Annotated in this window: 19 protein-coding genes and 1 pseudogene; 5 read left to right on the forward strand and 15 right to left on the reverse strand. The window is 67.4% G+C overall.

Going from position 1 to position 21,804, the window contains the following annotated elements; all coding sequences use genetic code 11:
• Window positions 1-37: 37 nt before the first annotated feature.
• The 6 genes and pseudogenes from BJ975_RS04660 to BJ975_RS17245 form a co-directional block, all read right to left on the reverse strand.
• Window positions 38-3,550, reverse strand: coding sequence for an NACHT domain-containing protein (locus BJ975_RS04660; RefSeq protein ID WP_179424036.1), 3,513 nt, complete (start codon window positions 3,548-3,550; stop codon window positions 38-40).
• A 187-nt stretch (window positions 3,551-3,737) separates the two neighbouring features.
• On the reverse strand, window positions 3,738-5,729 hold the full coding sequence (locus BJ975_RS04665) for a DUF262 domain-containing protein (RefSeq protein ID WP_179424037.1): 1,992 nt from the start codon (window positions 5,727-5,729) through the stop codon (window positions 3,738-3,740).
• 275 nt (window positions 5,730-6,004) lie between these two features.
• Window positions 6,005-7,024 (reverse strand): hypothetical protein, encoded by a 1,020-nt coding sequence (locus BJ975_RS04670; RefSeq protein ID WP_179424038.1) that lies wholly within the window; start codon window positions 7,022-7,024, stop codon window positions 6,005-6,007.
• 1,356 nt (window positions 7,025-8,380) lie between these two features.
• Entirely contained in the window at window positions 8,381-8,719 is a 339-nt protein-coding gene (locus BJ975_RS16665; RefSeq protein ID WP_223303403.1) for a hypothetical protein, read from the reverse strand.
• Window positions 8,720-8,790: 71 nt separating this feature from the next.
• Window positions 8,791-8,955, reverse strand: a complete 165-nt coding sequence (locus tag BJ975_RS17240) for a helix-turn-helix domain-containing protein (protein ID WP_223303399.1) — start codon at window positions 8,953-8,955, stop codon at window positions 8,791-8,793.
• Window positions 8,956-8,962: 7 nt separating this feature from the next.
• Window positions 8,963-9,277 (reverse strand): annotated as a pseudogene (locus tag BJ975_RS17245) (recombinase family protein); the annotation flags it as partial.
• A gap of 60 nt (window positions 9,278-9,337) precedes the next feature.
• Here BJ975_RS17245 and BJ975_RS04680 point away from each other — a divergent pair.
• From BJ975_RS04680 to BJ975_RS04690, 3 genes are all read left to right on the forward strand, one after another.
• Window positions 9,338-9,739: a pilus assembly protein TadG-related protein gene (locus tag BJ975_RS04680; RefSeq protein WP_179424040.1), complete on the forward strand. Its 402-nt coding sequence runs from the start codon at window positions 9,338-9,340 to the stop codon at window positions 9,737-9,739.
• Window positions 9,740-9,814: 75 nt separating this feature from the next.
• The gene (locus BJ975_RS04685; protein ID WP_179424041.1) at window positions 9,815-10,327 is read left to right on the forward strand and encodes a hypothetical protein; all 513 of its coding nucleotides are present in this window, start codon (window positions 9,815-9,817) and stop codon (window positions 10,325-10,327) included.
• A gap of 50 nt (window positions 10,328-10,377) precedes the next feature.
• Window positions 10,378-10,761: an RDD family protein gene (locus tag BJ975_RS04690; RefSeq protein ID WP_179424042.1), complete on the forward strand. Its 384-nt coding sequence runs from the start codon at window positions 10,378-10,380 to the stop codon at window positions 10,759-10,761.
• 85 nt (window positions 10,762-10,846) lie between these two features.
• On the opposite strand, the gene BJ975_RS04695 is transcribed toward BJ975_RS04690, so the two are convergent.
• The 4 genes from BJ975_RS04695 to BJ975_RS04710 all read right to left on the reverse strand — a co-directional run bounded on the left by BJ975_RS04695 (window position 10,847) and on the right by BJ975_RS04710 (window position 13,744).
• The gene (locus BJ975_RS04695; RefSeq protein ID WP_179424043.1) at window positions 10,847-11,554 is read right to left on the reverse strand and encodes a DUF4191 domain-containing protein; all 708 of its coding nucleotides are present in this window, start codon (window positions 11,552-11,554) and stop codon (window positions 10,847-10,849) included.
• A gap of 15 nt (window positions 11,555-11,569) precedes the next feature.
• Window positions 11,570-12,466 (reverse strand): lipoyl synthase, encoded by an 897-nt coding sequence (gene lipA, locus BJ975_RS04700; RefSeq protein ID WP_179428015.1) that lies wholly within the window; start codon window positions 12,464-12,466, stop codon window positions 11,570-11,572.
• Between the two features lie 76 nt (window positions 12,467-12,542).
• Complete coding sequence (gene lipB, locus BJ975_RS04705; protein WP_425545977.1) at window positions 12,543-13,241, reverse strand: lipoyl(octanoyl) transferase LipB; 699 nt, start codon at window positions 13,239-13,241, stop codon at window positions 12,543-12,545.
• A gap of 5 nt (window positions 13,242-13,246) precedes the next feature.
• Window positions 13,247-13,744, reverse strand: a complete 498-nt coding sequence (locus BJ975_RS04710) for a GNAT family N-acetyltransferase (RefSeq protein WP_317628327.1) — start codon at window positions 13,742-13,744, stop codon at window positions 13,247-13,249.
• Window positions 13,745-13,812: 68 nt separating this feature from the next.
• Here BJ975_RS04710 and BJ975_RS04715 point away from each other — a divergent pair, with 68 nt between their 5' ends.
• The gene (locus BJ975_RS04715) at window positions 13,813-14,208 is read left to right on the forward strand and encodes a hypothetical protein (RefSeq protein WP_179422410.1); all 396 of its coding nucleotides are present in this window, start codon (window positions 13,813-13,815) and stop codon (window positions 14,206-14,208) included.
• A 1-nt stretch (window position 14,209) separates the two neighbouring features.
• Here the strand turns inward: BJ975_RS04715 and BJ975_RS04720 are convergent, their stop codons facing one another.
• Genes BJ975_RS04720 through lpdA form a run of 3 tightly spaced genes read right to left on the reverse strand, consistent with a single transcriptional unit; the run spans window position 14,210 to window position 18,248 of the window.
• Window positions 14,210-15,103: a TIGR01777 family oxidoreductase gene (locus BJ975_RS04720; RefSeq protein WP_179424045.1), complete on the reverse strand. Its 894-nt coding sequence runs from the start codon at window positions 15,101-15,103 to the stop codon at window positions 14,210-14,212.
• Window positions 15,104-15,105: 2 nt separating this feature from the next.
• Window positions 15,106-16,851, reverse strand: coding sequence for a 2-oxoglutarate dehydrogenase, E2 component, dihydrolipoamide succinyltransferase (sucB, locus tag BJ975_RS04725; protein WP_179424046.1), 1,746 nt, complete (start codon window positions 16,849-16,851; stop codon window positions 15,106-15,108).
• A gap of 20 nt (window positions 16,852-16,871) precedes the next feature.
• Entirely contained in the window at window positions 16,872-18,248 is a 1,377-nt protein-coding gene (lpdA, locus tag BJ975_RS04730; protein ID WP_179424047.1) for a dihydrolipoyl dehydrogenase, read from the reverse strand.
• A gap of 145 nt (window positions 18,249-18,393) precedes the next feature.
• On the opposite strand from lpdA, the gene BJ975_RS16520 reads away from it, so the two are divergent.
• Window positions 18,394-18,942 (forward strand): hypothetical protein, encoded by a 549-nt coding sequence (locus BJ975_RS16520; RefSeq protein ID WP_218845736.1) that lies wholly within the window; start codon window positions 18,394-18,396, stop codon window positions 18,940-18,942.
• 110 nt (window positions 18,943-19,052) lie between these two features.
• Here the strand turns inward: BJ975_RS16520 and BJ975_RS04740 are convergent, their stop codons facing one another.
• Window positions 19,053-20,363, reverse strand: a complete 1,311-nt coding sequence (locus tag BJ975_RS04740) for a serine hydrolase domain-containing protein (RefSeq protein WP_179424048.1) — start codon at window positions 20,361-20,363, stop codon at window positions 19,053-19,055.
• Between the two features lie 5 nt (window positions 20,364-20,368).
• On the reverse strand, window positions 20,369-21,784 hold the full coding sequence (locus tag BJ975_RS04745; RefSeq protein ID WP_179424049.1) for a leucyl aminopeptidase: 1,416 nt from the start codon (window positions 21,782-21,784) through the stop codon (window positions 20,369-20,371).
• Between the last annotated feature and the right edge of the window lie 20 nt (window positions 21,785-21,804).

The following is a 21,804-nucleotide window of genomic DNA, read 5'->3' on the forward strand; positions in this document are numbered from 1 at the left end:
GTACTGCGCGTTGTCACGCCAAAGACAACCATCGGCTTTACTCCATCCAGGGCGGGAGATCGTCCCCGCCAAGAAGGGCAACTGCAACTTTGGCGAGGTACCTGCTCTGAGACTCATTGCAGTCTGCGATCTTGCTGAGGTTAGCTGCGTGGGACGCCGCCAAGTACCTGGCATGCTCAACAACTTGCACCTGTTCGGTCTGACTCCCTGCTAAGGCGATGACGTCCGCGAGTGAGGCCCAGGTGTCAGACGGACTGGAGTTGCCATTCGTGAGCTCAGAAGCTCGTCTCAAGATCTCCATTACGGTCTTGCTCACGGCGTCCTTGTCGACCCCCGATAAGTCGGCCCAAAGCTCTCCTTCATCGACAGACGTCACTGTGCTCGTGAATGACGTAGGACCCGCGGCTTCGCTAGGCATTCCTAGTGTTTCGAGCTCCTGGAGGCGTTTGACCGAGGCCGGATCGCGAAGCTGCTCGGAGGCCATGACGACAAGAGCCTGATCGCGAGCCTCCTCAAGCCAGACACGTCTCTTGTCGCCACTCGGCCAAGCAGTTGCTAGTTGATGCACCTGTCTTTCGAGGTCTCTGTGGTCCGACTCAGTCATGAGTGGGCTTGCCACGCGGATGAGATCGATGCATGCGCGTCGGGTGTCTGGCGATTCGAGGAGGCCCCGCGAGTGAGTCAGCACCGGGGCCACAGTTACCGCGAGCGCGGCATTCGAAAGCGCCTCCGACAGAAGGGCCGTCCACGCACTGGGATTGCTTACCGATGCGATCCACTCGTTGATCTCAGGACTAACGTCGATCTGTGATCTTGCTCGTGAAGCGATCTCTTCCACGCTGATTCTCACCAAGTCGTCAAGGTGCTGCGTACGCGAGAGATCCAGTGGAAATCCGTACGCCTCAATCGATCCCGCGGCATGTTCGTTGCATACGGTGAAAGTCCTTGTCTCGCGAGACTCGTTCTGCAGCACGCGCCCCAGTGTGCGGACGGACTTCCGGGGGGAAGCGATGCATAGATCGCGCCATCCCTCTGTCGCAATCACGTAGTAGAGCATCTCGTGGGCCTGGCGCCATGATTCGACGAGCGAGAGGATCGCGCCACCTAGCGAAACGGACTTCTCCTCGGTCGCGTCGAAGCTGTATACGGCCTCGACTATCCCGGTGGCAAGGTCGTCGTCCACGGCAGCGATCTCGCCCAGCCGGGAAAGCAGCGGTCGAAGAGGAAGAAGTCCCCAGAACTGGGTGACGGGCGGATCTAAGCACTTGCCGACAACAGCGGGTGTACCTGGAAGCATCGCAATAGAGTCTGCGACCGCTTCCAATGCGCGTGCGCCAAGCCATTCACGGGCCGCAGGATCAGCCTGCGCGAAGCTCAGGAGCCCCTCGATGGCTGCTGCGTGCGCTTTCGCCTCCTCACCGTTTCGAGGCAGGGGACTGAGGCGGCGAACCTCCCAGATGAGCCGGGCAAGTGCCACCGCTATCTCATTCGGCCTGGACTGAGAGCTTGCCCAAGCGGCGTAGATCGCTCCAACAAGTTGATCGATCGTGTCGAGCCGATCCTGCCGAAGCTGGGCTCGCTCCTCGTTGCTTAACGCGCTCATGGCGGTTGCTAGATGCTGCACGATACTGGCAGTCGCTTCTGGAAGTGCGTTCGTATTCGCTACCAGCCGCCGAAAATCGTTACCCTCGGTCATCTCGCGGATCGCGTGTATCGCCATAGCTGCGACCGCTAGCGGCTTTGATGCTTGAACGAGCACGATCGCCGTATCCCAGTAGGTCTCCCGATTCGGGTCTGCTGACCAAAGATCTGCGATCAACAGGTCGATAGAGGGCCTCGCGAATACGACGAGGTTCGGGTCTTCCTCAAGAACGCGTGCGAGACCGGCCGGCGCGAGTACCGCGGCAGCCACGGCGTAGTCGAAGATCACGTGATGCGCGAATTCCAACGTAGCGGCGGGAAGCAGGCGTCCGGTGCGAGCGCCCTCGACCAGGACGCCGCGACCGAGCAGACCCTCCACATGCTCGAGGAGCTGCGGCTCTATCTCTTGAATGCTGGCACGCAAGGAGCGGGACCGAATCATCCTCCGCGCGAGGTCATGGACGGCCTGTATGCGCCCGAGTGCCCCTTCCCCGCTCGTGATCCTTTCTTCCCAGTAGGCGCCCAGCAGCTCCGCTCGCGTCTGGAACCTGGCGATGCTCGCTGCGTCGAGGTCACAAAGCAACTCGCACGCAAGCGAAAGGTTGAACGGATTCGAGATAAGTTCGACGAAGTTAGAGGACCCCGTAGCCACAAAGAAATTGTCGACACCGGGACTCTGCTCCCGCACCTGTGACAGCTCACTCGCGTTGAAGTCGCCAATCGCCAAGTGCCGAACGTCCTTCAGTACGGGCGAGGGATCTAAGTCCGTAGGTGAGAGCGGAGTTCCCTTGAACGTTTGCCGCCAAACGGGGCTATGTAGCAACTCGAAACGCCGCACCGTGGCTACTACTCGCCACCGAGTCCCCTGAAGCTCGTTGACAACCGTCGCTAGCCATGACGCGCCAGTACGGTGGGCGTCGAGCCCGTCGAGATAGAGCGTCGCGGGATCTTCGCCAGTCCATCCACGAAGGACCTCCGCGAGGTCGCTACTTAACCCCCACTGAAGCGTTGCGACTGCCCGGTCTGTTGGGACATTGTCAACGACCAACACCACCTTGTCGCCGCGGGTCGATTCAGCCAGCTTCGCCAGCACACCAGTTTTTCCCGTGCCTGGCCCTCCAACAACCAAGAGATTGTCGGGGTCCTCGGCGATTCCGGACGGGATCTCTCTCTCCACGGTGATCGAACCCTCGGGCACTGGGAGAGTGGTATGTCTACTGAGCGAACCTAGCGACTGGGTAGTCAAGCGCTGCAGAGTGGCTCGGTCCATGTGAGCATCGCGTGTCGCACGAGGCATTGAAATGGCGCTTCGAATCGCGTCAGGCGAACGCCAGCTCCTGGAGGTAGCGCAATCGATGCCCTCGGCTACCAGCCGATCGAATGGGGAGCTGTGCGAGCTCGTCACCAATTCTTGATTGATCCGAGTTCGATCTATCCCATCGGCATCAAAGTCGTAGCGCTTGAATTCGAGCACCCTGAGGAGCGATCGCAGCTCGTGGTCCTCAGGCAAGGCTCCGCCAGACGCGACCTTCCACCGATTGCGCACAATGCTGAGCAACCGCGAAAGCGCGGCTTCCTCTCTGCCGTTCACTGCGACGTCTGCGATGGGACGCTTCGCAGGATGAAACCTGGCTCGAGCGCATACCGTGCTCAGCGCCTCGAAGGCCGAACTTGACGCAGACGTGGTCGCAATTATCAGCCGATCTCTCTTGACGTCGAACAGCCGGTGCGGCTCGAACGGCAGACCCTCGCGAAAGGCAGAGATCACCTGGTCGACCGCGGACACTAGGTCCGGCGCTCGAATATCTAGCCGTTTGAGTCCTGCTTTTGCCTGGATGAGGATCATGCCCCCGTCGCTCAGAACGACGCCGACGTCATCGACGTCCAGCGAGACCTCCGAGCCGATCAAGGCAACGTGCGAGTCCTTAGGGAGTCCGAGGCCCACGGCAGTTCCCGAAGCCGCGAAGGAGGCCCAGCGAGCGAACACCTGAGCTTGAAACTGGATACCCCCGGCGGCTCGGGATCCACCCGCCGAAGAGCGTTTGGCGGAGACGGACACGCGAGTTCCATTCATGTCGGTTCTTCGTACGCTTGCGTCATGGCTTCGGCCACTGCTTGATAAAGGCTTCCGCCAGCACCTTGCCGCGAGTGTCGATTTGCTTCGAGGTCCACGACTGAGAAGTCAGGATGCCTTTATGAACCTTTAGCCCAGCGGCGTCCTGCTTGATTCCGACCTTCTTCTCTGCGTAGGGCTTGTTGCGCAATGAACTGTTGTGCGGTCGGGTGATGGGAGTGAGATTTCCGATGCAATGCAGCCGGGCCCCAAGGCGTTCGATATCCGACGCAGATAGACCCCACTTCGCGAAATCCGGAGCCCAGCGGCGTGAGTCCTGAGGGAAGACGTGTTCAATGCTGTAAATCTCAGATTCGATAGCGTGCGGTCCGCCCGCCTTCGTAAGTGCGGCCTCGATTCCTCGAAAGACGGCCATGAGAGCATCTGATTTCATTTTTGCGTACAGATCAAGCTCCAAGAACGCCCTACGGACATCTGAGTCGGAGTCTGCCGCGGCCTTCAAGGGAAGCTTGAACTCGGCCACGCTCAGTGTTCCGCCGTATCCCGGAAGCTTCCCGCAGATGACCATGAAGCTGCTGCGGAGATTGGAAATTCCTGACAGGCAGACGGCCGCCCGCGTCACGTAAGAGTCAACTGCGGCGAGCGCGGTGTTAAGGCCGCTGTCGGTCCATCCTGCGTCCTTCCGTAGCCAGCGAACCAAGGCGATCATGACCATCGGAACCGGCGGGCCCGCGGAGACAGCCATCAGAGAGCTGATCCGGCTAAGTGCGGCTTTCGGTACCTTTCTCGTCTTTCCTTCGAACATCACCGACTCGGCTGCTCCCACAGCAACCGGCCAGACGGCTGCCGCGGGGAAGAACTCCTCGCGTAGGAAGGTGTCCAATCGAGCGTCATAGTCTTTCGCGGTTCGAGGGACGTCGCTGTCGACTTTCCGCAGGAAGTGACTGTAGCCGCGCGCTTGGCTGAGTGATCCCTGCCGCGAGTGCTCGCCGGAGCCGATTAGGTAGTCGTACAGGAAGACGTCCTGGTAGGGAGCGCGCTTCTTCGGCCACGTCGTCTTGCTCAATCTTTCTTCGGCGGGATGCCAGTATTTATCGAAGACCTCTTCTCGATTGGCGGGGTCGGAGATCCTCATGAAAATGCTGTTCTTAACGAGGTCCAAGGGAAATAGGCCCTTGCCGGAGGCATTGATCGTTTCGAAGATGATCGAAGTGTCTTCGTCGTTCGATCCGCGCTGCAAGTTGTAGAAGAACAGCCTTTCATTGACTGCCGACTGAAGGTGCGTCAGGTTCCACGGCTTCCGCGCGCCCGGAGGCAGTCCTTCGCCCGGCCTAGCGGCTTCAATTGACTCGAGCTTCTCGATCCATTGGGATTCCACGTTCGCAGGGTCGAACTTCGAAATTGAGATCATAGGCAGCCTGTCGAGGACCTTCGTATTCGCTGAAAGAAGCATCGGTTCGGCATCCCTACCAAGCGCAAGCAGGAATCGGAAATACGAGTACGCCTGCCAGATAGCTGACTCGTTACCCATCCGCGCGGAAATCACATCTCGCCATTGACCGCCGATTGCTGCTTCGAAGTCCATCCGGTCGGAACGTTGTGGCACTAGACGCAACATGGGCTCGATGCCAGCCGGCGCATGGGTGAACCAACTCGTGCCGTCAGCTTCGGGATCGCCGCCGGACTCCTCGAGCGCCCGGTGGCGGATGGCGGCAGACAGGAGGGCGAGTGTCACAAACCGCTGCTGACCGTCGACGAGGGAGAAGGTGGCCCGTTTGACTGATGATGAGCTCGTCTCGGTCAGGACGGTACCCATGAAGTGCTTCGGCTTGAATTTCCCGCCGACATCGGTTGGCGACTCCTGTGCAAGCACGTCTGCGAACAACCGCCGCCAGTCTTCTGCAGTCCACTCGTACGTGCGTTGATAGGTCGGAATTTCGAAGCAGATGTTGCCATCGATCAGTTCCCTCAGCGAGATCTGCTCGCCCTTCATAGTTTCCGAGACTTTGCTCAACCGAATGTCCTTCTCAAAAGCCTGTCGCCCGCAAGTCGGGCCGCTGCGCAGACGTTTGCGACTGCTGTTCACACAGTATGGCGAGGTAAGGGCAGATTTTCGGGAGCATGGCGTCCTGTGCTCAGTGTGCGTTGACGCGAGGGTGCGGAGGTGGGGGGCTGCCTCCTCGTCCCACATTTCCTTCCCGGTGGTGCTTAGCCAGCCGGAGACTGCACAGGTTCCAGGATTTGCCCTGGGCCCGGGAGCGTCGCGGCTTGGACGCTCCCGGGTGGGCCTCAGGCAGGAGTTGCGAGGGATTCGAACGTCACCGTTGCGCGGAGGTTCAAGCTTGAGCCCGCCGCGGTGGAAGCGACAATGCGACCGAGTCGCGGGTCGGCCTGACCGATCACGTTCTCGAAGTGCGATCTGACGTGCGCGTCTGCATTGATGCTCTTGCCGGGGAAGATCGTTGCGGAGATATCAACGATGGTGAGGCGCTTGCCGTCGACGTCATGTGTGCGGGTTTCCGTCTCCAGCGCGCGAAGCTTCGGGTCACGCGAGCTCGCACTGGAGTATGCGTTGTAGTCGTGCGGAAGGAGGGACGAAACGATCCTGGCGGCGACACTCCGTGCCCAACCCAGCGCACTTTCATTCGTCGGCGCTGAAGCGATGAAGCGGTCAGCGAGCACGCCCGAGAGTCGAAGCGTGAGTGAGTCGGTGACCGTTTGGCTCAGATCGCCTTCGGGCGGTCGAGCGTCGAACACGGAGGGATGAAGCGTCCAGTCACGCTTCTTGATCGCCTCTTGCACGGTGTTCTCACTCAGCGGGGCAAACAGGGAAGACCGGGTGAAACTCACATTGATCTCACCCTTCAGCCCCCAAGGAGTTTCCTCGGGTGCCTCCTTCGCAAGAACAGTGATCGACGGCGCTCCGCGAGGTTCAGTCTCACCAGGAAGAACGACGGACACCGGCACGTGCTCGCCATAAATTCCTCGGAGCATCTCCGCGGTGAGCTCAGACAACCGGGTGTCGGTGTTGGGCAGGGCTCGCCGGAGCTTGGACAGCTTGCGAGTCAGTCGTCCCTTTAGCTCGCCGAGCCGCTCGACCTCGGCCTGGGCCTCCTGCCGTTCCGCGAGCGTGGCCGTGCCGTAAATCCATCCTTCGTGGACATCGTTGGAGTGGTCCTCCGCCTCGGATAGGCGGTCCGGCAGTGCCGCCAGCTCTGACTCGATGAGTTCAATCTCGGCGGCGGTGACGGCGGCGCTGGAGCGGATCTGCTCCGCAGTGGTGTTGCTCGACTTGGTGGTGTTGCTCAATGGATTCTCCTTCGGGTAGGTGCTTGGTTCAGTCCGGTCAGGGGCGGAAGGTGTCTGACCTGTTCGTGGTGTCGGTTCGTCGGACCCAGCCGCTCATGTTGCGGGTGGACTGTTGGTCTCGCCAGGAATGACCGCGCTGGAGCTGGCGGCGGGTGGTGTCGGTTCCGACCAGCTGGTCGAGCCGAGATCCAGAGCGGATCGGCCTCGAGCGTTTAGACATCGTTGTTCTTCTCCTTCGTAGGTGACTGAGGCACCCCGGCAGGGGTGCCCTCTGGGTTCGGGGGCTGAACGAGTGGGCCGCTGGCGCGGCCCCTTCGCATAGACCTCTCCTGGTCTTCCGTCGTTTGCTGTCTGCTTTCTCGCTTTCTGGGGACGACTGAGGCACCCCTCCGGGGTGCTTTAAGTCGAGTGGCTCATGGCTGTCTGGGCCGCTGGCGCGGCCTCTACTGCTCAGTTGAGTGAGACTCCGACCTCCAGCTCTCCGCTCGCCGGCGCTAGAGCTGCTTGGTGCGGCGATTCACGAGTGGAGGAGTGGTGCGGACCAAGCTCGTCAGTTTCCTCTATGAGAAGACTCAGGAGAGGCGTCCCATTTCCCTTGGCATAGCAGGAGGCTTGCCCTCGCCAGATGAGGGTCGAACCCTCATTTAGTGAGGGTTTCTCGGCAGAAAACCCTCATCTGGTGAGGGTCTAGTGTCGGGAGCACTGTTCATAGATCGACCCTCTGGTGCCTCCTTCGACGGCGTGCGACGGGACGATGAGACACCTCCCGTTCGACCCCGCTGCGAGCCAGCCCCGGTCGACGGCTTCGGCGACGTACCGAGCTGCGTTCTTCATGTCGGGCAGAAACTCACCTGTCGTCGAATCGACTCGAGCCAGCAGATCAGCCAGTTCACCGATTCCGAGCGGCGCGTGACCGTTCCGCTTGTGCGTGCCGTAGGCGTGGCTCGCTACCCGGAGCCATTTCGGGTGGCGTGGGTCGTGTGCTCTCTCGATCCATGGCCCGCGATAGTGCTTGCTCCATTCGTCTGTCTTCCGGTGCGTGGTCATTCCTGGGCTCTCGTCGTCTCAACTTCAAGGACGCTCAGTCGAGCACGACGACTGGACAACTGATAGCCGGTGAAGGGCCAAGCGTCCGCGCTGCCCAGTGACGCAGCGACCAGAGCGGGAACAGTGCCACACCTGAACGAGAGCAGCGAATGTAGGCAGGGCCAGCTCCAGAGCGGTGCGCAGCTCGCAGCACAGACGGCGCGATTCCGAGTGACTTAGCAGCGTCCTCAGATTTGAGGGTCCTGTTCCCCTTCGTGGCCTCCACCGCGCGAGCTCGGTTCGGCATCCGACCGACGTAGCTTCGTTGGCTCACGCGGCAACACCCTCGAGCGTGGCGCTCAGCGGCGCAGGATCGCGGTTCTGAGTGGCCAGCGCTGTTTCCGCGGACTCAAGGCGGTCTGCCTTCCAGCGGCGTGCGTGGTGAGCCGACCCTCTGACCGAGCGCCAGCCGTTCGACTTACCCACCGGCCACGACAACATGACCTGGGTGCAGTTCGGGCACGGCGGATCGACAGCGGTAAAACCGAGCTGGACGCCGTAGGCGAACTCAGCGGCGCAGGGGTAGCAGAGTCCTGCACCGTGAGCGCAGTTCTTGACCGTCTCCCACTGTCGGGCCTGCTTGGGAGTCTCGGGATGATGGATCTTCATAAGTTCCTCCTGGGAATGACAAGAGCCCCGCCCGGTAGGGGAGGCTCGGTATGTGTGGTGTTTTGGGGAAGTCAGCTGCCTGCGTTGAGCTTCCTCCAGCTGTCGAGGTCCTCGGCGCGGTACAAGTGGACCCTTCGAGCAAGAGTGAGGTGTCGTGGACCGACCCCCCTCGCGCGCCACGATGACACGGTCCCCTCCGCTACGCCGAGGTGCGCCGCAGCGTCGGCGCTGGTCAATAGCCGTCGTGAGGTCGATGTCGCCGGTTACGGTCGCGACGCCTGCATTCGAGCGTTCACACAGAACAATCAGCTTCTCGAGATCAACCATTGATCGCGTCAGTCGGTCCATGTGCCACGCCACGACGACGTCCACTTGGCCGCCTTCGATCATCGCCAGCACGCGGTCCCAACCTGGGCGGGCCTTGCCTGTGTAGGCGGACTTGCTGAGATCCTCTACAAGCTCGACTACCTCCCAATCCCGAAGGTCGCAGAGAGCTTGGCACTTCGCTGCCTGCCGTTTCGTGGACTCACTCGCCCCCGACCTCTTCGGTGATTCCATCGCGGCATTCGACGTGGCGTCCACCCACACCGAGCCCTTCGGCCGCTACCGGGCGGCACCATGAGATCCGAGCGTGGCAACGTCACCGTCCTGACCGTCGGGTTCCTCGCGATCCTCGGCCTGCTCGTCGTCATGGTCGTCAACGCCTCGGCCGCCTTCCTCGAGCGGCGCGAGCTGATGAACCTCGCCGACCGCGTCGCCCTGCACGCCGCGGATGGGCTCGACCGCGACCGCGTCTATCTCCGGGGCATCACCGACAAGGCGACACTCGAGTCCGCCGACGCCCGGGCCCTCACCGCCGGGATCGTCCCCGACGACGTCAGCCTCAGGCTCATGACCAGCGACGACCGGGTCGAGGTCCGCGTCATGCGACAGACGCGGCTGCCCCTGGTCCCACCCGGCTGCCCGGACACCGCCACGGTCCGCGCCGAGGCGTCCGCCCGGCTGCAGATCGCGCCCTGAGACGTATCCGTCACGCTGCTCGGCGCTCACGGTGAGGGAGGGCGGGCACCGTGCCCGCACCGAAGGAGGCCGACGATGAGACGCTCACACCTGGTTCCCGCGCTCTGCGGAGCCGCACTTCTGGTGTGCGGCGTGGCCGCACCGGCCGCGGCCCAGACGGTCGACCGGAACGACCCTGCCGGCGACGCCCCGGCGCGCATCGACATCACCAAGGTTCGCTACACGCACCTGTCCGACCGCGTGCGTGTCGCCGCGAAGATCCCCGACCTCGGCCCGTCCGGCACCGCTGACTTGCTGGTTTCCCGCTACGAGATCTTCGAGGCGGGCTATGTCGTGCGGATCCGCCAGCACCGGGGCCAGCCCGCCAAGGTCTCGCTGCTGTACTACGACCACTTCAGCTTGAGGAAGCGCACCTGCAAGGGCATCTCCGGCAGCTGGGGACCCGAGGTCGTCCGGTTGAAGGTGCCGCGGTCGTGCCTGAAGGGCCACGCCACGAAGCACGTCTTCGCGCAGTTCGTCATCGCGTTCGGCGCGGGCGGCGAGCAGTTCGACGAGGCCCCGGCGGTCACCCGGCTGCGCCGGTCCTGACCGGCGACCCGGCCCGGGGGACAGGGGCCCGGCTGCCTAGGCTGGTGGGCGTGACCGAGACCTTCGACGACGAACCGTCCCTGGGCCGGCGCCTCGTGGCGCTGCTGATCGACTGGGTGATCGCCTCGCTCTCCGCCGTGGCGATGTTCGCCTGGGCCGGCGTGACCTTCCCGCCCGAGGGCATCCGCGACCAGCTGATCATCAACGCCGTGTTCATCGTGGAGGTCGCGATCCTCGTCGGCCTCACCGGCTTCTCGATCGGCAAGCGGATCATGGGCCTGCGGCTCATCAACCCCGACGGCATGCCCATCGGCATCCCACGCGCCCTGCTGCGCACCCTGCTGCTCAGCGTCGTCATCCCCGCGATCGTCATGACCGACGACAAGCGCGGCCTCCACGACCTCGCAGCGGGCAGCAAGGTCGTCAAGGCCTGACTGGCGCAGGAACGCCCGCCACTCGACGAGTGGCGGGCGTTCCTGCGCCACTCGCGGGGAGCGGGTGGCGACGGCTGGGGCGGGGTCAGCCGCGCATCATCTTGCGGGCGCCCTTCATGCTCGTGGGCACCGGGCCGCGCGGCATCGGGGCGGCCGGACGCATCGCATCGAGCGCCTTGAGCTTGTAGAGCACGTCGGTCTGCTGGGCCGGCTTGATGGCCTTCTTCAGCTTCTTGACCCGCTTCACCAGGTCGGGCAGGGGCACCTCGCCCTCGCCGCGGCCCACGATCAGCGTGGTGATCGGGACGCCGTCGCCGACGATGCGGCGGTGCTTCTTCACCTCGGCGCCGAGCAGGTTCTTCACGCGCGCGTGCTGGCCCTCGCCCACGAGCACGACGCCCGGGCGGCCGACGAGGCGGTGGATGACGTCCTGCTGCTTAGTGAACGCCACGGCCGGCTTCACGTCCCAGCCGCGACGCAGCATCTGCAGCGCACCCGCGCCGGCGCCCAGCTGGCCCTCGGCCTGCTGGTACATCGACTTCTCGGCACGCTTGCCGAACACGATCATCGTCACCAGCAGCGCGGTGGTCAGCGCCAGGATGGCGGAGATGACGATGCCCAGCCACCAGACCCCGAGGATGAGCAGCGAGACGGTCGCCATGGCGGCAGCGGACAGCACGAACACGGCGACGAGGAGCAGACCGAGACGAGGCTGGGTCCGCTTCGTCATCGTGTACGCCGAGCGCAGCTGCGCGATGCGTCCGGTGGGTGCGGCGGGGGCGGGGCTGGACATGACCCCGATTCTACGTCAGGCCCGTGCGTCCATGGCCTGCTGGTAGAGCCTTCCGGCGCGGTACGACGAGCGGACCAGCGGGCCGGACATGACGCCGGAGAAGCCGATCTCGTCGGCCTCCTGCTGCAGCTCGACGAACTCCTCGGGCTTCACCCACCGCTCGACGGGGTGGTGACGCGCCGACGGGCGCAGGTACTGCGTGATCGTGATGAGCTCGCAGCCCGCCTCGTGCAGGTCGCGCAGCGCCTGCGAGACCTCCTCGCGCGTCTCGCCCAGGCCCAAGATGAGGTTCGACTTCGTGACCAGGCCGAACTGGCGCGCCTGCGTCAGCACGTCGAGCGAGCGCTCGTAGCGGAAGGCCGGACGGATGCGCTTGAAGATGCGCGGCACCGTCTCCACGTTGTGCGCGAGCACCTCGGGACGCGACTCGAAGACCTCGGTCAGCAGCTCGGGGATGCCGTTGAAGTCGGGGATGAGGTTCTCCACGCCGGTGCCCGGGTTGAGCTCGTGGATCTTGCGCACCGTCTCGGCGTAGAGCCAGGCTCCGCCGTCGGGCAGGTCGTCGCGGGCGACGCCGGTGATGGTGGCGTACTTGAGCTCCATCGTGCGGACGCTCTCGGCGACGCGGCGCGGCTCGTCACGGTCGAGGTCGGCGGGCTTGCCGGTGTCGATCTGGCAGAAGTCGCAGCGGCGCGTGCACTGCTCGCCACCGATGAGGAACGTGGCCTCGCGGTCCTCCCAGCACTCGAAGATGTTGGGACAGCCGGCCTCCTGGCACACCGTGTGCAGGCCCTCGCCCTTCACGAGCTTCATGAGCTCCTGGTACTCGGGGCCCATCTTGGCGCGCGTCTTGATCCACGCCGGCTTCTTCTCGATGGGGGTCTCGGCGTTGCGGACCTCGAGCCGCAACATCTTGCGTCCTTCGGGAGCGATGGTCACGGTGACCACCCTACGCCGCGGGACCCACCGCGCCCGCTCGGGCGACGCCCTACGGCTGCAGCAGCGGGACCGAGGCGTGCTGCACGCGCTCGATGTCGGGCGAGGGCTCGTAGGTGCGCCAGGTCAGGAGGTCGTCGAGGTGCGTGATCACGCTGGGCGCCACGTCCGAGGGACGGAGGTCGCGGCCGACCTCGCGGTCGAGCGACGTCACGCCCGCGTCGGCGATCCCGCACGGGACGAACCGGTCGTACCAGTCGAGGTCGACGTCGCAGTTGAGGCTGAAGCCGTGCATCGCGACGCCGCGCGAGACGCGGATGCCGATCGCGGCGATCTTGCGCTCGGGGCGTCCGGCGGACTCCGGCAGCCACACGCCCGAGCGGCCGGGCACGCGGCCGGTGGCGAGGCCCTGGTCGGCGAGGGCGCGGATGAGCGCCTCCTCGATCCGGCGGACGTAGTCGACGACGAGCACGTGGCCGGGCAGCTTCACGATGGGGTATCCCACCAGCTGGCCGGGACCGTGGAACGTGATCTTGCCGCCGCGGTCGACGTCGACGACGGGGGTGCCGTCCTGCGGGCGCTCGTGCGGCTCGGTGCGGCGGCCGGCGGTGTAGACCGGCGGGTGCTCGAGCAGCAGCACGGTGTCCCCGATGCGGTCGGCCACGCGGTCGGCGTGCAGGTCGCGCTGGAGCTGCCACGCCTGCGTGTAGTCGAGGGCGGCGTCGCCGTACCAGTCCTGGAGGTAGCGCACGAGGATCAGCCTACGACGCGGCGCAGGATCGTCAGGTCGAGCCAGCGGTCGAACTTGCGGCCGACCTCGGCGAGGCGCCCCGTCTGCTCGAAGCCGAGGTCCTCGTGCAGCTCGATCGACACGGTGTTGCCGGACTCGATCAGTGCCAGCACCACGTGCACGTCGGGGTTGTCGCAGGCGTGCCCGAGGAGCGCGACCATCAGCTGGCGGGCGATCCCGCGGCGGCGGTGGTCGTGGTGCACGTAGACGGCGTTCTCGACCGTGTGGCGGTACGACTCGCGCGGCCGGAAGACGCCGTAGCTGGCGTAGCCGGCCACCTCGCCGCGCGCCTCGGCCACCAGCACGGGGTGGCCGGCCTCGATCCGGGTCTCGTACCAGCGGACGCGGTCGGCGAGATCGACCGGCGTCTCGTCCCAGATGGCCGTCGTGTTGACGATGGCCTCGTTGTGGATCTCGAGGATCGCGGGGAGGTCGGCGGGGGTCGCCGCGCGGATGGTCGCCACGGGTCCATCGTGGCAGGGCTGTGGACGACGAGTCGACACGGGCGCACCCCGGCCGCGAGGCTGCGGCCATGGGGGAGTGGATCGCGGCTCTCGTCGCCCTCGCCGTGCCGTCCACGGCGCGCTGCGACGCGCTGGCGGCCCTCGACGTGGTGCGGGCGCTCGCATGGACCTCGGGCGACCGGCGGCTGCTGGCGGCCGCCTACGCGCCCGGCTCGGGCGTCGACGACACCGACCGCCTGAGGGCCTGGAACGAGCGAGGGATCCGGGTGGAGGGAGCCCGCACGCTGCGGGCGTCGTGCCGGGACCGCGGGGCACACGAGGTCGAGGTCGTGGAGCGGCTGGGACCCACCGTGGCCGTGCTGCCCGACGGCTCGCGGCAGACCCTGCCCACCGACGCCTGGGACCGCAGGGTCGTCGCGCTGGGCCACCGGGGCGGCTGGTGGCGGATCGAGCGTGTGCGCTGAATCAGGCGCCGCGACCGAGCGCCGTGCGCAGCACCCGGTCGATGCCGGGATCGGCGAAGGAGAACTTGTCGTCCATCAGCGCCTGCGGCCGCACGCGCAGCGAGCCGAGCAGGTCGTCGGCCAGACCGCCGAGCGCGAGCCGGATCGCGAACGCCGGGGCGGCCAGCACGGCCGGCCGGTGCACCGTGGTGGCGAGGGTCCGGGTGAAGTCGCGGTTGGTGACGTCGTCGGGGATGGCCAGGTTCACCGGACCGCTGAGCTCGCCCTCGAGGACGTGGGTGACCGCGGCGATCCAGTCGCGTCGCGAGATGGTGGAGAAGTACTGGTGGCCGTCGCCGAGGCGTGCGCCGAGGCCCAGTCGGAACGGCAGCAGCATGAGCTTCAGCGCGCCGCCGGAGCGGTCCATGACGATCCCGGTGCGCAGCCAGGCCACGCGGGCGCCGGCGTCGACCGCCGGGGCGGCGGCCTCCTCCCAGCGCTGGGCCACCTCGGCGAGGAAGCCCGGACCGGCGGCGGCGTCCTCGGTCAGCTCCTCGTCACCGCGGTCGGTGCCGTACCAGCCGATCGCCGAGCCCGACAGGAAGGCCGGGGGAGTGGGAGCCGCCGCGATCGCCCGCGCCAGCGTGGACGTGGCGTCGAGGCGCGACGCGAGGATCTCTCGTTTGCGTGCGGGAGTGCGGGGCCACTGCGAGATCGGCGATCCCGAGAGGTTGACGACCGCGTCGGCTTCGTCGATCAGCGTCTGGTCGATGAGGCCCTCGGAGGGCTTCCACCACGACTCGCCCTGCCCGGCCGTGCGCCGCACGAGCGCCGTGACGTCGTGCCCGCGCTGGCGCAGGTGGACGACCAGGGGCGCGCCGAGAAACCCCGACGCGCCCCCGATCACCACACGCATGGTCAGCCCAACTCGCCTTCGAAGGCGCCGGCCTGCAGGCGCTCCTTGATGGCGGTCAGGAAGCGACCGGCGTCGGCACCGTCGATGATCCGGTGGTCGTACGTCAGCGCGAGGTACGCCATCGAGCGGATCGCGATGGACTCCGAGCCGTTCGCGTCGGTGATGACGACCGGGCGCTTGACGATCGAGCCGACGCCGAGGATCGCGACCTGCGGCTGGTTGATGATCGGCGTGTCGAACAGGGCGCCGTTGCTGCCCAGGTTCGTGATCGAGAACGTACCGCCGGAGAGCTCGTCCGGAAGGATCTTGTTGTTCCGGGTGCGATCGGCGATGTCCGCGATCTTGCGGGCCAGTCCGGCGATGTTGAGATCGCCGGCATCCTTGATCGTGGGCGCCAGCAGGCCGCGCTCGGTGTCGACCGCGATCGAGAGGTGCTCGCCGTCGGGATAGGTGACGGTGCCGCCCTCGAGGTCGAGTGCCGCGTTGACCTGCGGGTACTGCTTGAGCGCCTCGATGGCCGCCTTCGCGAAGAACGGCAGGTACGTCAGCTTGACGCCCTCGCGCTCCAGGAACGCGTTCTTGTGCTGGGCGCGCAGGCGGACGACCTCGGTGACGTCGACCTCGTGCACCTGCGTGAGCTGGGCCGCGACCTGCAGCGACTCGACCATGCGGTTGGCGATGGTCTTGCGCAGGCGGGTGAGCTTGTCGGTGCGGCCACGCAGCGGCGAGGTCTCGGCCGGCGCCGGCGCGGCGGCAGCGGGCTTCTCCTCGGCGGGCGCCTCGGACGCCTTGTTCTTCTCGGCGGCGTCGAGGATGTCCTGCTTGCGGATGCGGCCGCCGACGCCGGAGCCGGTGACGGTGGCCAGGTCGACGCCGTGCTGCTTCGCGAGCTTGCGCACGATCGGGGTCACGTAGCCCTCGGACGAGCCGGAGTCGGACGAGGCGGAGACCTCGACCTTCGGCTCCTCGGCCTGGGGCTCCTCCGCCTTCGGCTCCTCCTTCGGAGCCTCCTCCTGCTTCGGCTCCTCGGGCTCGGGCTCGGGCTCGGGCTCCTCGGCCTTCGGCTGCTCGGGCTCGGACGACTCGGCGGGCGCGGCGCCCTCCTCGCCGATGATGGCCAGCTCGGCGCCGACCTCGACGGTCTCGTCCTCGTCGACCTTGATCTCCAGCAGCGTGCCGGCGATCGGCGACGGGATCTCGGTGTCGACCTTGTCGGTGGAGATCTCCAGGAGCGGCTCGTCGACCTCGACGGTGTCGCCGACGGACTTGAGCCACTGCGTGACGGTGCCCTCGGTGACGGACTCGCCGAGCGCGGGCAGTGTGACGGCCTGGCCGCTCGTGCCGCCGGACGAGGCGGGCTTGGCCTCCGGCTCGGGGGCGGGCGCCTCCTCGTCGGGCTCGGTGGCGGGCTCCTCGGCCTCGCTGGGCGGGTCCTCGGGCTGCGGCTCGGGATCGGCCGCCGGCGCGTCCTGGTTGGTGTCGCCGGCGCCGCTGTCGGAGCTGCTCTCGCCCTCGTCGCCGATGATCGCCAGGACGGCGCCCACCTCGACGGTGTCGTCCTCCTCGGCCTTGATCTCCAGGATCGTGCCGGCCACGGGGGAGGGGATCTCGGTGTCGACCTTGTCGGTGGAGATCTCCAGCAGCGGCTCGTCGACCTCGATCGTGTCGCCGACGGACTTCAGCCACTGCGTGACCGTGCCCTCCGTGACGGACTCGCCGAGCGCGGGAAGGGTGACTTCGGTTGCCATGTGGGTGTCCTGTTCCGTTCTCAGGCGTGCGAGTGCAGCGGCTTGCCGGCCAGGGCGAGAGCGGCCTCGCCGAGGGATTCGTTCTGGGTGGGGTGCGCGTGGATGAACTCGGCCACGTCGTCGGGGTAGGCCTCCCAGCCGACCCAGAGCGTCGCCTCGCCGATCTGCTCGCCCATGCGAGCGCCGAGCATGTGGACGCCCACGATGGGGCCGTCCTTCTCGCGCACGACCTTCACGACGCCGGCGGTCTGCAGGATCTGGCTCTTGCCGTTGCCGCCGAGGTTGTACTCGACGGTCTCGACCTCGCCGTGCTTCTCCTTGGCCTGGGCCTCGGTGAGGCCCACCGACGCGAGCTCGGGCTCGCAGTAGGTGACGCGCGGGATGTTGGAGTCGATGACGGGCTGCGGGCTCAGGCCCGCGATCTCTTCGGCGACGAAGATGCCGTGGGCGAAGCCGCGGTGCGCCAGCTGCAGGCCCGGGACCAGGTCGCCCACGGCGAAGACGCCGTCGACGTTGGTGCGCAGGCGCTCGTCGGTGGGCACCCAGCCGCGCTCGACGGTGACGCCGGCCTCCTCGAAGCCCAGGCCCGCCGAGCGGGGGCCGCGGCCCACGGCGACCAGGACCACGTCGGTCTCGATCGTGTCGCCGTTCTCGAGGGTGACGACGGCGCCGTTCTCGTTCTGCTCGACCCCGGTGAACTTCACGCCGGTCTTGAAGGCGATCTTGCGCTTGCGGAACGCGCGCTCGAGGCCCTTGCTGAGGATCGGGTCCTCCAGCGGCACGAGCGTGGGCAGCGCCTCGACGATCGTGACCTCGGCGCCGAAGTGGTTCCAGACGGAGGCGAACTCGACGCCGATGACCGAGCCGCCGATGATGACGGCGCGCTTCGGGACCTCGTCGAGCTGGAGGGCCTGGTCGCTGGTCATCACGCGGCCGCCGATCTCGATGCCCAGGGTGCGGGGCTCGGAGCCGGTGGCGAGGACGACGTTCGTGCCGGTGTAGCGCTGGCCGTCGACCTCGACGGTCTTGGCGTCGACCAGGCGGCCCTCGCCCTCGACGACGGTGATGCCGCCGGACTTCACCAGACCGGTGAGTCCCTTGTAGAGGCGGTCGATGACGCCCTGCTTGTAGGCGTTGACCTTCGTCATGTCGACGCCGTCGAAGCTGGTGTGGACGCCGATCGAGTCGCCCTCGCTGGCGACGTGGGCGACCTCGGCGGCGTGGAGCAGCGCCTTGGTCGGGATGCAGCCCTCGTGGAGGCACGTGCCGCCCACCTTGGCCTTCTCGATCATGGCGACGGTCTTGCCGAGCTGCACGGCGCGCAGGGCGCACGCGTAGCCTCCGCTGCCGGCTCCGAGAATGACGATGTCGAACGAATGGGGTGCGTCGTCGGGCACGATGTCCTCCGGGTAGGTGGTCTGCTGTCATCTTGTCACCTGTCCGGTGAGGGCTGCCACCGGGGAGGGCCCGTGTCGATGTGACTTCGGCGTAGGTTCCGCGAGGTTCCCGCGGGGAGTGGGCGCGGTCCGGCAGAATTGCCGCGTGGGACTGTTCAAGCGCCGTCGACGCACCGCTGCGGGTGCCGTCGTGTCCGATCGCGACGCCAGCAAGGCCGACCTGGCCGCGCTGCGCGAGTTCGCCACGTCGCGGTCGGGGGTCGAGGCGTACGTCGAGCCCAAGACCACCGTCACGCAGACCACGGTGGTGTTCGTCGCCGCCGACGGCGAGTGGACCCGGCGCCGCGTCGCCAACGAGAAGGTCGCCTCCGACCTCGCGCGCAGCCTCAAGATCCCGCTGTACGACGCGAACCGCGTCGGCTACCCCCAGCGGATGCGCGACTACAACGCCCGCGCCACGGCCAAGAAGACCAGCGTCGAGGTCGAGCGGGGCGACTACAGCCCGGCGCAGTTCGCCGCGATCATGACGCTCGAGACGATCGCCGGCACCGAGCCGCTGCCGCGCAACCCCTCGAGGTCCGACCTCGAGCGGGTGCTGCGCGCCGCGCGCAGCAAGGCGCACCCCGACCGCACGGGCGGTGACCGCGCCCGCTGGGACAAGGTCGAGGAGGCCGCGCGCAAGCTCGGTCTGTGAGCCCTGGCCGGGCGGTGGGCAGTCAACCGGATGGCGTGCCGATTCGGTTCATGACTCACCGCCCTCAGTCGGGAAGGGTTGACTGCTCACCGCTCCCTCCTGCGGGGGCGTCAGTGCCAGCCGCGGGGATCCAGGCCGCCGGGGTGCTCGACCGTCGGGTCGTAGGGCTCGCGGCCGAGGACGAACGAGGCCAGGTCCAGCGCGCCGTCGAGTCGCACCACGAGACGCTCGCCCGCGAAGTACGTGTCGAGCCCGCGCCAGCCGTCGCCGTCGCGCACGAACCGCGAGCGCCGGTTCCCGTTGACGTCGCTCAGGTGGAAGCCGTCGGGCGTGGCCTCGAGCCGGTACGGCACCGCGCCCCAGAACCAGTCGCCGACGAGCGCGGCGACGTCGGGGGCGGGCTCGACCGTCTCGCGACGGGGCGAGGACGGGTGCAGGGCGCTGGCCGCGTCGAGCAGGCTCGTGGCGAGGTCGCCCAGGTGCAGCGTGTCGTTGGCCAGCACCACGATGCCCCAGCCGGTGGCGGGCTCGGCGATCACGGTGGCGAGGAAGCCGGGCATCGATCCACCGTGACCCACGCGGCGACCCGAGCCGCTGCCGGGCCAGACGCGCCAGCCGAGTGCCTGCGCCGTGGCCCACGGGGCGTCGGGGCGGTCGTCCACCGCGAGCGGCACGACCATCTCCTCCCACGTGGAGCCGGCGAGGACGTCGCCGGTGTCGCCTGCGGCGAACGCCGCCCAGCGCGCCAGGTCCTCGACGCCCGACCACAGCTGACCCGCGGGGGCCATCGCGCCGGCGTCGTGGTGCGGCTCGACGAGCAGCCGCCCGTCGCGCGGGTGCCGCGAAAGGCCGGTGGCCGCGCCCTCTCCGGGGTGTTCGGAGATCGCGCCGATGCCCAGCGGGTCGAGGATGCCCGTGCGGATCGCCTCGAACCACGAGGTCCCGCGCAGCACCGCGACGAGGCGGCCCAGCACGGCGAAGCCCACGTTGGAGTAGTGGAACCGCGTGCCCGGGGTGTGCACGAGCCGCAGGCCCGAGCCGACCAGCTGGTCCCAGTCGCCACCGGGGGTGCGCTCCCACCACGGGCCGTTGGTCTCGGCCTGCAGCCCCGAGGTGTGCGTGAGCAGCTGGGCGATCGTGACGTGCCCGAACGGCACGTCCGGCAGGTGCCGGTCGATCCGGTCGGCGAGGTCGAGCCGGCCCTCGTCGCGCAGGCGCAGGACCTCGACCGCGACGAACGTCTTGGTGATCGAGCCGATCCGGTAGGGGGTGGCCGTGGTGGCGGGCGCGCCGCCACGGCCGTCGAGCGTGCCCACGGCGCCGGACCAGTACAGGCTGCCGTCCCGCACCACCGCGGCGGCGATGGACGCGGAGCCCGACTCCTCGTGCTCGGCGCGCAGCAGGTCGTCGAACGCCGACATCGCGGTCAGCCCAGGTCTCGGGCGAGCGCGACGAGCGTGCGCACGCCGGCGCCGGTGCCGCCGACGGGCGTGTAGTCGAAGACGCCGGCCTCGTTGAACGCCGGGCCCGCGATGTCGAGGTGCGCCCACGAGGCGTCCTTCACGAACTCGCGCAGGAACGCCGCGGCGTAGAGCGTGCCGCCGTAGGGCTTCGGGTTGTGCTGGCGCAGGTCCGCGATCGACGACGTGGTGACCGCCGCGCCGATCTCCTCGGTGATGGGCAGGCGCCACATCGACTCGCCGGTGAGCTCGGCGGCGGCGAGCACGCGGTCCTGGAGCTCGTCGTCGTTGCCCAGCACGGCCGTGGTGCGGGTGCCGAGCGCCACCATGGCGGCGCCGGTCAGGGTGGCGACGTCGACGACGTGGTCGGCCTTCGACTCGACCGCGAGCGCCAGGCCGTCGGCCAGCACGAGGCGGCCCTCGGCGTCGGTGTTGTGGACCTCGACCGTGGCGCCCGAGCGCATGCGCAGGACGTCGCCGGGACGCGTGGCGGTGCCGCTGGGCAGGTTCTCGGCGATGCACGCGAAGGCCGTGACGCGGATCGGCAGGCCGAGGCGCGCGATCGCGTGGGTGGCGGCCACGATGGCGGCGGCGCCGCCCATGTCGCACTTCATCGTCATCATCGAGGCGCCGGGCTTGAGCGACAGGCCGCCCGAGTCGAACGTGATGCCCTTGCCCACCAGGGCGAGGTGGGTCTTCGCGCCGTCGGGGCTGTACTCGAGGCGGACCAGGCGCGGCGGGGCGTCCGAGCCGGCGCCGACGCCGACGATGCCGCCGCACCGCTCCTTGGCCAGGCGCTTCTCGTCCCAGACGGTGACGCGCACGCCCGACGGGGCGGCGGCCTTGATCGCGTCGGCGAAGGCCGGCGGGCGCAGGTCGCCCGGGGGAGTGTTGACCCAGTCGCGGGCCACGCACGTCGCCTCGGCCACGACGACGGCCTCGTCGACGAGGCGCTTCGTCGCGGCCTTGCGGGCGTCGGGGCTCAGGATCGTGGCCGTCTCGACGACCGTGGTCTTCTGGCGGGCGTCGTCGCCCTTGTAGTCCAGGTACACGTACGAGGTCAGCACGACGGCCTCGGCGATCGCGGCGAGGTCGGCGCCGGCCACGCGGCTGGGATCGATGCCCACACGGGTGGCCTTGGGCACGGCTCGCAGGCCCTTGGCGACGGCACGACGCTGCTGCTCCGCCGTGGGCTCGGCGGCGGTGGCGACCCACGCCGTCAGCTGGGCGTCGCCGCTGGCCACGACGGCCACGTCGCCCGCCTCCCCGGTGAAGCCGAAGGCCGCCCAGGGGACGTCGTCGGGAAGGTCTGAGCCCGAGGGGATCAGCGCGACGATCGCATCGACGGTGGGCAGGGTGGCACGCAACTGGACCGTGGACATGCCGCCACTGTAGTCAGCGG

It is taken from the genome of Aeromicrobium tamlense, assembly GCF_013408555.1.
GTDB lineage: Bacteria > Actinomycetota > Actinomycetes > Propionibacteriales > Nocardioidaceae > Aeromicrobium > Aeromicrobium tamlense.

Excerpts from the sequence above, each read along its gene's own strand:
- lipA (WP_179428015.1), bottom strand. The coding sequence starts at position 12,466 with ATGTTGCGGCTCGAGGTCCGCAACGCCGAGACCCCCATCGAGAAGAAG.
- BJ975_RS04685 (WP_179424041.1), top strand. The coding sequence starts at position 9,815 with ATGAGACGCTCACACCTGGTTCCCGCGCTCTGCGGAGCCGCACTTCTG.
- BJ975_RS04680 (WP_179424040.1), top strand. The coding sequence starts at position 9,338 with ATGAGATCCGAGCGTGGCAACGTCACCGTCCTGACCGTCGGGTTCCTC.
- BJ975_RS16665 (WP_223303403.1), bottom strand. The coding sequence starts at position 8,719 with ATGAAGATCCATCATCCCGAGACTCCCAAGCAGGCCCGACAGTGGGAG.
- BJ975_RS04715 (WP_179422410.1), top strand. The coding sequence starts at position 13,813 with ATGGGGGAGTGGATCGCGGCTCTCGTCGCCCTCGCCGTGCCGTCCACG.
- BJ975_RS04740 (WP_179424048.1), bottom strand. The coding sequence starts at position 20,363 with ATGTCGGCGTTCGACGACCTGCTGCGCGCCGAGCACGAGGAGTCGGGC.
- BJ975_RS04720 (WP_179424045.1), bottom strand. The coding sequence starts at position 15,103 with ATGCGTGTGGTGATCGGGGGCGCGTCGGGGTTTCTCGGCGCGCCCCTG.
- BJ975_RS04695 (WP_179424043.1), bottom strand. The coding sequence starts at position 11,554 with ATGTCCAGCCCCGCCCCCGCCGCACCCACCGGACGCATCGCGCAGCTG.
- BJ975_RS04745 (WP_179424049.1), bottom strand. The coding sequence starts at position 21,784 with ATGTCCACGGTCCAGTTGCGTGCCACCCTGCCCACCGTCGATGCGATC.
- sucB (WP_179424046.1), bottom strand. The coding sequence starts at position 16,851 with ATGGCAACCGAAGTCACCCTTCCCGCGCTCGGCGAGTCCGTCACGGAG.